General features: G+C 34.4%; 11 protein-coding genes. 5 read left to right on the plus strand and 6 right to left on the minus strand.

What is annotated here, in order from left to right:
- Window position 1: 1 nt before the first annotated feature.
- Window positions 2-919 (plus strand): cation diffusion facilitator family transporter, encoded by a 918-nt coding sequence (locus DFQ05_RS08075; protein ID WP_132704882.1) that lies wholly within the window; start codon window positions 2-4, stop codon window positions 917-919.
- Window positions 920-1,163: 244 nt separating this feature from the next.
- Window positions 1,164-1,607, plus strand: a complete 444-nt coding sequence (locus DFQ05_RS08080; protein ID WP_132704883.1) for a GNAT family N-acetyltransferase — start codon at window positions 1,164-1,166, stop codon at window positions 1,605-1,607.
- Here the strand turns inward: DFQ05_RS08080 and DFQ05_RS08085 are convergent.
- The 3 genes from DFQ05_RS08085 to rnpA are packed head-to-tail and all read right to left on the minus strand — an operon-like array spanning window position 1,604 to window position 4,461.
- On the minus strand, window positions 1,604-3,238 hold the full coding sequence (locus DFQ05_RS08085; RefSeq protein WP_132704884.1) for a S41 family peptidase: 1,635 nt from the start codon (window positions 3,236-3,238) through the stop codon (window positions 1,604-1,606). The two genes, DFQ05_RS08080 and DFQ05_RS08085, sit on opposite strands and share 4 nt — an antisense overlap.
- A gap of 1 nt (window position 3,239) precedes the next feature.
- Window positions 3,240-4,046: a DUF4349 domain-containing protein gene (locus tag DFQ05_RS08090; protein ID WP_132704885.1), complete on the minus strand. Its 807-nt coding sequence runs from the start codon at window positions 4,044-4,046 to the stop codon at window positions 3,240-3,242.
- Window positions 4,047-4,086: 40 nt separating this feature from the next.
- A complete protein-coding gene (gene rnpA, locus DFQ05_RS08095) occupies window positions 4,087-4,461 on the minus strand; it encodes a ribonuclease P protein component (RefSeq protein WP_132704886.1) in 375 nt (124 codons plus the stop codon).
- Window positions 4,462-4,599: 138 nt separating this feature from the next.
- Between rnpA and DFQ05_RS08100 the strand changes: the two genes are divergently transcribed.
- Together DFQ05_RS08100 and DFQ05_RS08105 are read left to right on the plus strand one after the other, a co-directional pair.
- Window positions 4,600-6,450: a CBS domain-containing protein gene (locus DFQ05_RS08100; RefSeq protein ID WP_132704887.1), complete on the plus strand. Its 1,851-nt coding sequence runs from the start codon at window positions 4,600-4,602 to the stop codon at window positions 6,448-6,450.
- Window positions 6,451-6,453: 3 nt separating this feature from the next.
- Window positions 6,454-7,638: a succinylglutamate desuccinylase/aspartoacylase family protein gene (locus tag DFQ05_RS08105; protein ID WP_132704888.1), complete on the plus strand. Its 1,185-nt coding sequence runs from the start codon at window positions 6,454-6,456 to the stop codon at window positions 7,636-7,638.
- Between the two features lie 43 nt (window positions 7,639-7,681).
- Here DFQ05_RS08105 and DFQ05_RS08110 read toward each other — a convergent pair whose 3' ends face one another.
- The 3 genes from DFQ05_RS08110 to DFQ05_RS08120 are packed head-to-tail and all read right to left on the minus strand — an operon-like array spanning window position 7,682 to window position 11,990.
- The gene (locus tag DFQ05_RS08110) at window positions 7,682-9,499 is read right to left on the minus strand and encodes a M1 family metallopeptidase (RefSeq protein ID WP_132704889.1); all 1,818 of its coding nucleotides are present in this window, start codon (window positions 9,497-9,499) and stop codon (window positions 7,682-7,684) included.
- Between the two features lie 4 nt (window positions 9,500-9,503).
- Window positions 9,504-11,108, minus strand: coding sequence for a S8 family peptidase (locus tag DFQ05_RS08115; RefSeq protein WP_132704890.1), 1,605 nt, complete (start codon window positions 11,106-11,108; stop codon window positions 9,504-9,506).
- Between the two features lie 18 nt (window positions 11,109-11,126).
- On the minus strand, window positions 11,127-11,990 hold the full coding sequence (locus tag DFQ05_RS08120) for an MBL fold metallo-hydrolase (RefSeq protein WP_132704891.1): 864 nt from the start codon (window positions 11,988-11,990) through the stop codon (window positions 11,127-11,129).
- A 143-nt stretch (window positions 11,991-12,133) separates the two neighbouring features.
- Between DFQ05_RS08120 and DFQ05_RS08125 the strand changes: the two genes are divergently transcribed.
- Window positions 12,134-13,969 carry a cation:proton antiporter gene (locus DFQ05_RS08125; protein ID WP_132704892.1) on the plus strand — a complete coding sequence of 612 codons (1,836 nt, stop codon included), beginning with the start codon at window positions 12,134-12,136 and terminating at the stop codon, window positions 13,967-13,969.
- Window positions 13,970-13,994 lie beyond the last annotated feature (25 nt).

Here is a 13,994-nt window from a genome sequence, read left to right on the forward strand (position 1 = left end):
AATGGGGCACGGTCATTCTCATCAGCATTCCCATAGTCATAAAGATATAAATGGCCGCAATCTTTTAATTTCTATCGTATTAAATATTGCTATTACTACAGCTCAAGTTATTGGAGGTATCGTTTCTGGTAGCTTAGCTCTATTAAGTGATGCATTACATAATTTTAGTGATGTTATTTCTTTAGTGATAAGTTACATTGCAAATAAACTTGTAAAACAAAAAGCCTCTTTAGAACGGACTTTTGGATACAAGCGTGCCGAAATTTTAGCAGCTTTTATTAATGCTTCTACTTTGGTTATTGTTGCTATATTACTGATTTTTGAGGCAATAAAACGATTTCAAAATCCTCAGGATATAAAATCTAATCTTGTTATTTGGTTATCGATGATTGCAATATTAGGTAATGGCCTAAGTGTATTGTTACTTAAAAAAAGTGCCGATGATAATATGAATCTTAAAAGTGCTTACTTACACTTATTAACAGATATGATGGCAAGTGTAGCAGTACTTATCGGTGGACTTTTAATGAAGTATTATCAAGTGTATTGGGTAGATAGTGCTTTAACTCTAGCTATAGCTATATATCTTATTATTATGGGTTGGGATTTGCTTAAAAATTCTACTAAAGTTTTAATGTTATTTACTCCAGAAGATGTACCAATAGATGCTATTATTAAAGATGTTCAAACGATTGAATCTATAAAAAATGTACATCATGTACATGTTTGGCAGTTAAATGAAGATGAAATACACTTAGAAGCTCATCTAGACTTCTATAAAGATATTTCACTTTCAGAATTTGATACCATTCTTCAGAAGGTTGAAGAACTTTTACTACATAAATATAATATTAATCATATCAACATTCAGCCAGAATACGGTAAGCCTGATAATAAAGAAATCATAGTACAAGATTAAAATTCTTACAAATTTTGTTCACTTATAATAGAAATTGTGTATTTCGTAATATTTTTTTGGTGTAAAACACTGATAGGCATATATTTAATCTCTATTAAAAAAATTTCAATCAGTATAATTTATTGGGGGATCAATTATACTTATATAAACCTTAAGTTCAATAGCGACTTAAGGTTTTTTATTTGAAGTAATTAATATCTATTAACTAGCTTTATGCTTATTTTAAAATTTAGAAACAAGGTTAATGTTACAAATTAAAATCAAACACTTTATAGACCTTAACACCAAAGAATTATATGATGTTTTACAATTACGAAGTGAAGTCTTTGTTGTAGAGCAAGACTGTGTCTACCAAGATTTAGATGGAAAAGACCAAGAAGCAATACATGTGTTAGGATATGAAAACCAACAGCTAGTTGCTTATACCAGATTATTCGATGCGGGTTTTTATTTTAATGAAGCTAGTATAGGTAGAGTTGTTGTAGCTAAAGATAAACGCCAAAATAACTACGGTTATGATATTATGAATGCATCTATCAAAGCAATTTCTAAATATTACGATACAGATAAAATAACAATATCAGCACAGACCTATTTAAAGCGATTTTATAATAATCTTGGTTTTAAAGCAACCGGAGACGAATATCTTGAAGACGGTATCCCTCATATAAAAATGCAACTAAATTAATTAAGTATTTCGTTGTATTTAGAAGGGTTATTAAGTATTTCTAATGCTTCTTTTATTTCTTTATTGTTGGCCTTATAATAATCGTATAAGCCTTCAGCATAGAAATAGCGTTTTATAATCTCGTCTTGTAAAAGGCTAGAAAGTTTTTCTTTATTCTTACTAATGGCTGAATTTTTATAATCGCTTAAAGCATTAAAAACCTTCTGATATTCGGAAGAAATAGCACTATCTAAATTTTCTTCTTTAGCTACTTCTAAAGCATCGTTAAGGGCTTTTTCTGTCTTAGTTTTAAAGTTAAAATTTTTTGTTTTTAAGTAATTTTTAAACGACTGAAAGTCGCTATCAGAGAACTCGTAGTTATTTAAATCAGAAACAGTATTCTTGTAAAAATAATCTGTGGCAAAATCAAAAATTAAGTTTTCTTCTTCTATAGCTTTAGAAATTGGTGTTTGTTTAGTTTGTGCAATTTCTATGTCTGGTTGTACACCACCACCATCAAAAACAGAACGTCCTTTTTTTGTTTTAAAAGCTTTATAATCTTTCTGCTCTGTTCTAGTTGCGTTACCATTTTCGTCTCTATTCCAATAATCCAAGGCTTGTATACAGCGTCCTGAAGGTGTGTAATATCTAGATATGGTAATTTTCATTTGGGTGCCATAAGTCAAAGGCTTTGGGCGTTGTACAAGTCCCTTTCCAAAACTCCGAGCACCAATAACTAAAGCGCGGTCTAAATCCTGTAAGGCTCCAGAAACAATTTCGCTTGCAGATGCAGACTTGCTATCGATTAAAACAACTATAGGAATTTCTAAATCTAAAGGCTCTCGTTTAGTGTAATAGGTTTTGTTATATTTTTTTACTTTAGACTTTGTTGTCACTACAAGCTGGTCTTTTGGAACAAAAAGATTTACAATATTTACAGCCTCGTTTAAAAGTCCACCAGGATTTCCTCTTAAATCTAAAACAATATTTTTAGCGCCTAAATTTTTTAAAGAGTTTAATGCCTTTGCAGTTTGTGAGGATGCTTTTTTATTAAATTTCCGTAAAACGATATAGCCTGTATTATCGTTAATCATAGAGTAGTGTGGAACGGCATCAATTTCTAGAGATTCTCTTGTAACTTTTACAGTATTTATTTTACCCTGACGGCTATATGTAAGGTTAACTTCTGTGCCTGCGGTGCCCTGTAAAAGGTTACCCGCATCGTCTTTAAAATCCGTAATATCTACACCATCTATTTTTATAATTTCGTCGCCAGCTTTTAATCCGGCTTTATCTGCAGCATAGTCTTTATAAGGTTCTACTATTACCAATTTATCCTTCATAGTGCGCACTTTAGCACCAATACCAGTATAGTCTCCTGCATTATTAATTCTTGCAGATTGTACATCTTGCTCGTTATAGAATCTAGTGTAAGGATCTAGTTCGTCTAGCATACTTTTAATTGCGGTATCCATTAAATCACCTGGATTTGTATCATCTACATAATTCATGTTTAGTTCTTTAAACATGGTCGTAAAGATTTCTATCTGTTTGGCAATTTCAAAGAAGTTTGAATTGAAAGCCGTAGTTGTTAAAAACACAACCAAAATAGCCGATGGTATAAGTATTTTTTTAGTCAGAATTTTTTTCATCTTATTTCTTTTTAAAGAATTTTCTTTTAATAATGTAAAAGGTAATACCACATATTAAGATTAATGGCCAAATATGAAGTAATCCTAAGAAAAATATAGAAATACCATTGAAACCAGATTTAACAGCATTCCACATCTTAGAACCATAAGACTTAGTAACGCCTTTGTTTGAGGTAACTTTATAAAACTCTATATGTATTGTACTTAAAGCGACTTGGTTTTGCAGGTATTTAAGTCGACCTTGTTTTGCTTCAATTTCTTCTCTTATAGTAGAAAGCTCTTGTTCTATATCTAGAATTTCCTTTACATTTTTTGCTTGCTTTAATAATTCTAAATACCTGTTTTCTAGAGTTTTCTTTGCTTTTAATCTAGCCTCTAAGTCAATAAATTCTTCAGTAACGTCTTTAGAATTTATACGTTTTGTATCGAAGTAATCAACGTTTTTTGTTATGGCATCAATGGCATTCTGAAAATTATCTGATGGTAAACGCGCTATAATTTGCCGTGATGTACGACCATAACTTTTTATCTCAGAGTCGTCTTGAATAAAACCATCATTCGCTGAAATTATTTGAGATAATTTCGAGTAGGCATCGGCCATATCTTGCGTTTCGTAGCGCATTACCGACTCTTTTATCAGCTTTTGTTTTTGTGGTGTAGCAGCGAATTGTTTGGTGTTTTCAAAATTTTCTACTGCAACTTCAGGCATTGCAATGTCTTCAGAGTAATAAGTGTCGTCTAAAGTACTACCACTGTTATTGCTGCACGCTAGCGGAATGGTTAAAAGTAGGGTTATTAGAAATTTCATATTTACATTTGTTATTATAACGCAAAAAACACTCCATAATTTAATTTTTATCGAGCTTTAAAAACTTTTCAAAAAGTAGCTTCATTTTCTCATCTACCAATTGAAATGTAGGTTTTTCTTTTCCAATGTACAAAATCATAAACAGGTAAGATGTTTCACTTTTGTTAAAGTATATGGGCTTGTTCAAGCGATAAGCCTCACGTAACAAACGCTTTATTTTGTTGCGGTTTACAGCCTTTTTATGTAGTTTTTTACTAACAGAAACTCCGGTTTTTAATATAGAACCATCATTAAAATCAGCCTTTAGGTATATAAGCCGAAGCGGAAAAACAGTCACAGCCTTTCCTTCGGCGAACAATTGTTCTATTAATTTTTTACGTTTTAGTTTATCTTTTTTTGAGTATCCAAAGACCATACAACTATTCTACAGATTACAAATGTAGCGATATCCGTTACATCGGCAATACTCTAATATTGGTATGATAAAAATCATGTAAAAACAGAAGTTTAAGCCCTAACTTACAGTATTCTAACCTTTTTTTATCTGAATATTATGGGACAATTAAACGTGAAACAATTAGAAACTCCACAGGAAAAAGCCCATTACACACATTTTCTTATTAAGGATATCGAGGCTTTAGACAAGATGCTTAAAGACGATTTGTTTGAAAAGACACCAATACGAATCGGCGCTGAGCAAGAGTTTTGTATTCTAAAAGACGATTTTTCGCCCCATAAGAATTGTCTAAAAATTCTTAGAGCTATTAACGACCCACATTTCACCACCGAAATAGGCGTGTATGATTTAGAAATAAATTCCGACCCTCTTGTTCTTAAAGAAAATTGCTTTTCAGAACTACACAAACAGTTAGAGACCTTGCTTTTAAAAGCTCAGAAAGCAGCAAAAGCTAATAACACAAAAGTGTTGCTTACTGGTATTCTGCCCACTTTACGGCATAAACATATTTTAGAAAAGTACATGACACCAAAACCTAGGTATCGAGTTTTAAATAAAGCTTTAAAAGATTCACGAAGCCAAAACTTTAATATACATATAAAAGGTGCTGATGAGCTTAGCTTGTTTCATAACAGTGTAATGCTAGAGGCGTGTAATACTAGTTTTCAGATGCACCTACAGATTAAACTAGAGGAGTTTGTAGAAAAATACAATTGGGCACAAACCATTTCTGGACCCATTTTAGCCGCTTGTGTCAATTCACCTCTTTTATTCGGAAGAGAGTTGTGGGCAGAAACAAGAATTGCTGTTTTTACCCAAAGTATAGATACACGAACAAATTCTATGGTTTTTAACGAAAAAGAATCACGTGTAAGTTTTGGAGACCGATGGGAAACAGGAACGATAACAGATATTTTTAAAGACCATATTTCTCGTTTTAGAAGTTTACTGGCTTTAGACGATTACGAAGATAGCCTTGATGTATTGCAAAAAGGAGAGATACCCAAACTAAAGGCACTACAGCTTCATAATGGCACTGTTTATAAGTGGAATCGAGTGTGTTATGGCGTTGGTGGCGGAAAGCCACATTTAAGAATAGAATGTCGTTATGCACCAAGCGGACCAACGTTAACAGACGAAATTGCCAACATGGTATTTTGGGTTGGCGTGATGCTTGGGCAACCAGAGAATTATAAGAATATGCCCCAAAATATGCCGTTTAAAGCTGTGAAAAACAATTTTTTTAAGGCCGCCAGATACGGTATGGACGTAAGTTTTAATTGGATGGGAGATACAATTTCTGCAAAAGACTTAATTTTAAATGAGCTATTACCACTTGCAAAAAGAGGACTTCAAAACACACAAATTAATCCTAACGATATCGATTTTTATTTAAATGTTATAAAAGAACGCGTAAACGGAAAAACAGGATCGGAATGGACGGTTAAAAGTTATAGAAATTTACAACACACCAAAACACAGTTCGAGGCAAGACAAGCTTTAACAGCTTATTTACATGACAACCAATTCTCAAAAAATGGCATAGGGCAGTGGCCAGTGCTTACGGATTACGATTTAGATAAAATAAAATTTAAGCCTTTAGTGAAGCATAAAATGCAGAGTAAATTGTTTATTATTCACGAAAGCGATAGTCTAGAATTGGTAGCGCATATAATGGAGTGGAAAAAGATTCATCATTTACCAGTGGTTAATAAGCATAAAATACTAACAGGAATGATTACTTGGACAGACTTAATAAAGCTCGGAAATTCCGATTTGAAACAAAGCGTAAAAGACGTAATGAAAACCGAGCTCTACACAATCAGTCAAGAAAAATCAATAAAAAAAGCTAAGGAAATCATGACCAAGGCAAAAATAAATTGCCTACCTGTGGTTCACAACAAAAGACTCTTAGGAATTATTACTACAAATGATTTAAAAAGCTAAATAATGCCCCAACAAATAGAAAAAAAAATATTGCTAGATAAGCGAATTATTCATCATGTAAAGGGCAACGAAAAAGGACCTATTTTGGTTTTTTTTGCTGGTATTCATGGCAATGAACAAGCAGGAATAAAAGCGCTAAAGAATGTCTTGCCTAAATTAAACACAAACCAAGTTAAAGGAGATATTTATGGTATTTACGGTAATACAAGTGCCATCTTACAAAACAAAAGATATATTGATAATGATTTAAACAGAATGTGGACAAAAGAACAGCTTTACAAACTGTTTCAAAAAACAACATTAACCTCAGAAGAGATAGAACAAAAATCTATCTTAAAGTTTATTCTAGGGTTGTTGGAAAATCAAAACGAACCGATTTACTTTATAGATTTTCACACAACCTCTAGCAAGACACTACCGTTTGTTACCATAAATGATGCTTTAATAAATCGCAAGTTTTCAAGACTGTTTCCTGTACCGATTGTTCTTGGTATTGAAGAATATCTAGATGGTCCTTTGTTAAGTTACCTTAATGAAAAAGGTTTTGTGTCTTTAGGCTTCGAATCAGGACAACACACGGATCACCAAGCTATTGTAAATTGTGAATCATTTATTCATTTAGCATGTTATTTTACCAATAATTTAGAGGATAAAACTATAGATTTTCAATATGCCTTTAAGCAATTAAAGGAGGCTTCTAAAGAAAACAGAGAGATTTACGAAGTGGTTTATAAATACACTATTAAAACTAATGAAGATTTTAAAATGAAATCTGGCTTTAAAAGCTTTGAACCTATAAAAAAGGGAACTTTGTTAGCGACATCGAACAATAAACCTGTTTTTGCGCCATCATCCAATGTGTTATTTATGCCATTGTATCAAGAAACTGGCAACGATGGATTCTTTATTATAAAGGAAATACCCAAGTTTTTCCTCAATTTATCTTCGGTTTTAAGACAGCTTAAAGCCGATAACTTTCTTACATTTCTTCCAGGAATTAGTTGGCACGATAAATCTAAAGGTATATTGCGGGCCAATCTAAAAATAACCCGCTTTCTGGCTAAATCTATTTTCCATTTGTTTGGGTATAGAAATAAACAAGAAGACGAAACCCACCTTTTGTTATACAACAGAGAGCGTGTTTCTAAACGAAACATGTACAGATATTTACCTTGGTATAAGGCATAAAAAAAGGCGCTTTAAGCGCCTTTAATAGTTATTTTAAAATGATTTATAAGTTAACAACGTTGTTTGCCCTATCTATATCAGCCATTAATTGCGACGGGTCAATCTCAACAGATTTCACAGGCTTTGACGTTTTTAAATCGTAAGTCGGGTAAGCCCAAGCCCAATCAGAAACAATAGTTGCGTTTGTAGGTTTTTCGCCACGCATCATCTGCAAAGGAACGTAAAAATCCTCCTTAGAGCCATCGGTATAAGTAACACTAATATCTAGTGGCATTGGCATAAGTCCAATACGCTCTAGGGTAATAGTTGATTCATCTACTGATTTTACACCATAATCTATAGTGTTTGTTGTTTGTGCAAAATCGATGAGATACCAATCCAATTCAAAATCTGTAACGCGCTCAGCAGTTCTTACAATATCCATTGGTTTAGGGTGTTTAAACGCAAAATCATTAAAGTATTTTTTAAGTGTTTTCTTTAGATTGTCTTCACCAATAACATAACCTAATTGAGCTATAAACACCGCGCCTTTACTATATGCCGCAGCGCCATAAACACCATTATACGCGTAACGGTCTGCGTGTGTTGTTAACGGTTGTTCTCTACCCGAACTGGCAAGCGCAAAATAACCACGGTAAGAACCGGTTAAAGGGTTTTCTCTTGGCTCATCTCTAAGCGAATTCATCGCTAAGGCAGAAATATAACTCGTAAAACCTTCGTCCATCCATTCGTGCTTAGCTTCGTTGGTTGCTAATAAAAACTGAAACCACGTGTGTGCCAATTCGTGCGCAGTAACGCCTAATAAACTTCCGTAGCTTCGTTTTCCGGTGATTAATGTAGACATGGCATATTCCATTCCGCCATCGCCACCTTGGATTACAGAATATTGGTCATAAGGGTATTCACCAACGTTTTCAGAGAAAAAACGCATAAGTTTTGCTGTGTCTGGCTGCAGATCTTTCCAATATTTAAGATTTTCTGCAGGTAAATTTTTTTTGTAGTAAAAATTTAACGTTGGTCCGTTGGGCATTTGGTAAACATCATGGATATAATCCGGGTCTGCCGCCCAAGTAAAATCGTGAACTTTGGGCGCTTTAAAACGCATAGTTTTTTTATTGCCTTTAATTGCTGGTTCGCCCTGAAGGTAACCTGTACCACCGACAACGTAATCTTTATCAATAGTTAAAGAGACATCGAAATCACCCCAAACGCCATGAAATTCGCGTCCGATATATGGGTCTGCATGCCAACCTTCATCATCGTATTCCGCTAGTTTTGGATACCATTGGGTCATGGAAAGTGCTACGCCTTCAGCATTATTTCTTCCAGAACGACGAATTTGAACAGGAACCTGACCATCAAAATTCATCTTAAAAGTGACCTTTTCACCAGGTTGAATTGGTTTATTCAGCTTTACCTCCAATACAGTACCAACAGTTTCGTAAGTAATCGGCGTTCCGTTTTGTGACAAACTATTAACTTTTATATAACCAATTTCGTTTGGTTTAAGTTTACTAATTCTATCTCCAACACGTCTATCTGGGTCTGCTATTGTGCGTGATCGCACATCCATTTCACTACCAGGTTGAAAGGCATTAAAATATAAATGGTAATAGACGCGGTTTAATACATCAGGAGAGTTATTACTGTACACTAGGGTTTGGTCACCTTTATACTGATAGGTGTTAACGTCCATATCAATGTCCATTTTATAATCGACATGTTGCTGCCAATAACTGTTGCCTTGGGCTTTTACCATTGGTGGAGCTGGAGGCGATGGAGGATTTGGAATTATGTTATCCGAACTTTTACAAGAATATATTAGCGATATAATTATTAAAATTTGAAATAGTTTTTTCATGTGTTTATAATTTTGAAGCCATTATTAAGGCGTTATAGGCATTTGCAATTCTGCCGCTTTTCGATAAGCTTGTAAATGGCTGAACATTTTCGGCATCGCCACCCACAATAACCTTTGTAGTGAGCTGAAGCCCCGATTTTAGAATTACATCTTTAACTTGGGCAGCCGTAAGTTTTGGGTAGTAAGAACGTATTAAAGCCGCCAAGCCAGCAACTGCAGGAGCTGCCATAGACGTACCTCCTTTAGTGTCGTACTCATTCTCTGGTGTTGTAGAATAGACCTGAGCTCCAGGCGCAAAAATATCTACATTCTGGTCACCGTAGTTTGAAAAGCTCGCCACCATTTTACTTCCATATTTTGGACCTAACGCACCGACAGAAATATAGTTATTTGCCACTTCTTGTCCATTAATGTTGTCTGCAGGAAAATTTGGCTCTATGTCAATATCTTTACTATCGTTACCAGCGGCATGTACGATTAGTACATCGTTATCTGCGGCATACTTTATAGCATCACGAACCCAATCGCTATGTGGTGAAAAAGACTTACCAAAGCTACCATTAATAACCTTTGCACCATTATCTACGGCATATCGTATGGCCTTTGCCACATCCTTGTCGTATTCATCTCCGTTTGGCACGGCTCTAATTGACATAATTTCTACATTATTTGCCACACCATTTGCACCTTTTCCGTTGTTGCGCTCAGCAGCAATAATACCTGCAACGTGCGTACCGTGACTTTCAGATTTTTTTACGGGTTTCACGTTTCCGTTTCCATAACCGGGTTTATCGTTAAAGTCGTCTGGGTTATCACCAGTTGTACGACCTTTAAAGTCCTTTTTTAGATTATAATTAACTCTGTCGTTGATTGACTCTAATGCGTCAGCCAATTCTTTTTTAGCGTCAGCCATTGATTCTATACCGTTTGAGTAGATAAAATTAGCAAACTGTACTGCGCCTTGAACGGAAGCGTCAGAGGATTTAATTCCGTTTACATCTTCTTTAGTGTAGTCTTTTTTGCCTAGGTGTTTAGAAAGGATTTCATCATTATTAAGAACTTGCTGATAAATTTGCTCGTACTGTGTTTTTCTACCTAACCACGTTTGGTATTCCTCTGCATGTAGTTTTTCTGCCTCAGCGTATCTAGGCGCGCTTTTATCGCCCGCAGCAATAATTCTAACGTATTCTAGTTGTTCGTTGTAAGCATCGCCAAGAAAATTCCATCCATGCATGTCGTCAACGTATCCGTTCTTATCATCGTCCTTTCCATTGTTAGGAATTTCATCTTTATTTGTCCAAATGACACCATCTAAATCTTCGTGGTCAATATCAATACCAGAATCAATTACCGCAACAATAACTTTTTTGCCTTTTTTACCTTTAATAATTTCAGCATAAGCACGATCTACACCCATACCTGGAATGGTGTCCTTTTCTAGGTCTAGATGTCCCCAATTTTCTTTTTCTTCTTTGGTGAGTTCTGCTACCTTTAGAGGAGAAGTGTCAATATTTTCAATAGGTGTTGAAATTAAAGGCGAACCTCCGCAACCCATTAATAGTAATGCAGCAAATGCATAAATAATTTTAAAATTTCTATTTTTTTTCATGTATTAATAAATTTTATCTTAGTTGTTAAAAATATCTTCGCAAGTATAGACTTCATCTAGTCTTACACCTTTTTCTGTATGTTTTACAGTTATAATTTGGTTGTGTGCATCGTGCTCTAAAAATAGATAAAAATTGTGGTCTGCAGCCATCTTTAAGAATTGCTCTTTTTCGTCTAATGTTAACAAAGGTCTTGTGTCGTAACCCATTACAAAAGGAATAGGTAAGTGGCCAGCTGTTGGCAATAAATCTGCCATAAAACAAATAGTTTTTCCTTTGTAATTAATCATGGGAATCATTTGTTTTTCGGTATGACCATTAGCAAAAAAGATATCAAAACCTAACGCAGAGTCTCTTAAAATTGAGTCGGATGGAAGTGAGGTAAATTTTAATTGTCCACTTTCTTCCATCGGTAAAATATTTTCTTTTAAAAATGATGCTTTTTCTCTGCGGTTTGGTTGGGTTGCCCATTTCCAATGGTTTTTATTACTCCAAAAATGTGCGTTTTTAAAAGCAGGCTCTAAAAGCGTTTTGTCTTTATTGTATTGAATACTGCCCCCACAATGATCGAAGTGCAAATGCGTCATAAATACATCTGTTACATCATCTTGATGAAAACCATATTTTTTAAGGGATTTTTCAATCGTATCATCACCCCATAAATGATAATAGCCGTAGAATTTATCACTTTGCTTATTCCCCATCCCAGTATCTATTAGAATAAGACGATTACCATCTTCAATCAATAAGCAGCGCGCAGCAATATCAATCATATTATTATTATCGGCAGGATTGGTGCGTTGCCATAGCGATTTTGGCACAACACCAAACATGGCGCCACCGTCTAGCTTAAAATTTCCGGCTTCTATTGGATAGAAATTCATACGGTATGCAAAATAATAAATATGCTAAGATTATTATTTATTCTTTGCAGTTTATTAAGGTTTTTTTGAGCGTAGCTAGCGAGGCATATTTAGATGTGTTTTTTAGTGTATCTTTATCTTTTTTTAAAATTATTACAAATTAGATGATAGAATTAGCAGGTATTATTATTCTCGGAATTTTAGCGCAATGGGTGGCGTGGAAATTTAAAATACCAGCAATACTACCTTTAATCCTTATTGGTTTGTTGGTTGGCCCTATTGCTGCAGAATATTTAAGTGAAGACAAAACAAAATGGATAGAGCCTATATGGAACGGCGAAAAAGGTCTGTTTCCAGGAGAAAGTTTATACTACTTTGTGTCTCTAGCAATTAGCATCATTCTTTTTGAAGGTGGACTCACCCTAAAGCGGAGCGAAATAAAAAATGTAGGGCCTGTTATTACAAAGCTTATAACAGTAGGTTCTGCAATTACTTTTTTTGGTGCGGGTATTGTTGCGCACTATATATTTAATCTAACTTGGGAGCTTTCTTTTCTATTTTCTGCCTTAATCATTGTTACTGGCCCAACAGTAATTACACCGATACTAAGAAACATTCCATTAAAAAAAGACCTATCTGCGGTACTAAAATGGGAAGGCATACTAATTGACCCAATCGGAGCTTTGGTTGCAGTATTGGTTTTTGAATTTATAAGTGTCGAAGGTGATAGTGGCTTTACCAAAACAGCCTTTTTAGAGTTTGGAAAGATTATTTTATTTGGAACCACCTTTGGCTTCACCTTTGCTCACGGTCTTGCATTTGCTATTAACAAAAAACTAATTCCACATTATTTACTTAATGTGGTTTCGCTTTCGGTTGTTCTATTGGTATTTGTGGAGTCAGAGATTTTTGCCCATGAGTCTGGGCTTTTGGCCGTTGTAGTAATGGGAATGGTTTTGGGGAACGGAAAGCTAGAAAATATAAAAGAGCTCCTTTATTTTAAAGAATCGTTGAGCGTGCTTTTAATTTCAATTTTATTCATACTACTAGCTGCTAATATTGATTATAAAGACTTAACACTACTCTACAACTGGAAAACTGTAGCTCTTTTTTTAATTGTTGTTTTAGTTATACGCCCGTTAGCTGTTTTTACAAGCACCTTTAATTCATCTTTAAAACTAAATGAACGGCTTTTTGTTAGTTGGGTAGGACCACGAGGAATTGTGGCTGCAGGTATAGCTTCCCTGTTTGGGAGTAAACTTATTAAGCAAGGTGTTGAAGGCGCAGAATACATCACGCCGCTTGTGTTTATGATTGTTTTAGGCACGGTACTATTAAATGCAACTACCGCAAGGCTTTTTGCTAAGATTGTTGGTGTGTTTTTGAAAAAATCAGAAGGTATATTAATCGTTGGTGCATCAAAGATTTCGCAGTTAATTGGACAATATTTAGAAGATAATGGTCGCCATGTTGTTTTAATTGATAGTAATCAGGCAAATATAGAAAACACTAAAAATCTTGGTTTAGAAGCCATAGAAACCAATATTTATTCCAATACCTTAATGGATAATATTGAACTTAATGATGTTGGTTATCTATTAGCTTTAACTGCCAGCCCAGATATTAACAAATATGCTATTACAAAATTTAGTAAACAATTTGGTGAAAACGGTTCATTTAGATTAATAAGCCCAGAGGAGAAGAAGTCAAAGTCTAAAAAGCCTAACGAGGTCTTATTTTCACCTTTTGGAGATTTCGATACACTGAATACTGTGAGTAGGCTTCATCCTAATATTCATGAGGTAGAAATAAAAGATAAAGACCATTATAAGAAGGTGTTTCAGACCATGATGGACGACACAGAAATTATTCCATTATTTTTAAAGGATAACGACGGTGAGCTTCATGTCATTTCTTCTAACGAAGCGATTTTAGATAAGATTAAAGAAGGTTGGTTGTTAGCTTATTTAGGCAAACCAATCAATAAAGAAGATGAATAAAAAAGCCCTCAATCGAGGGCTTTTT

Source organism: Winogradskyella wandonensis (assembly GCF_004346845.1).
In the GTDB taxonomy this organism is placed as follows: Bacteria; Bacteroidota; Bacteroidia; order Flavobacteriales; family Flavobacteriaceae; genus Winogradskyella; species Winogradskyella wandonensis.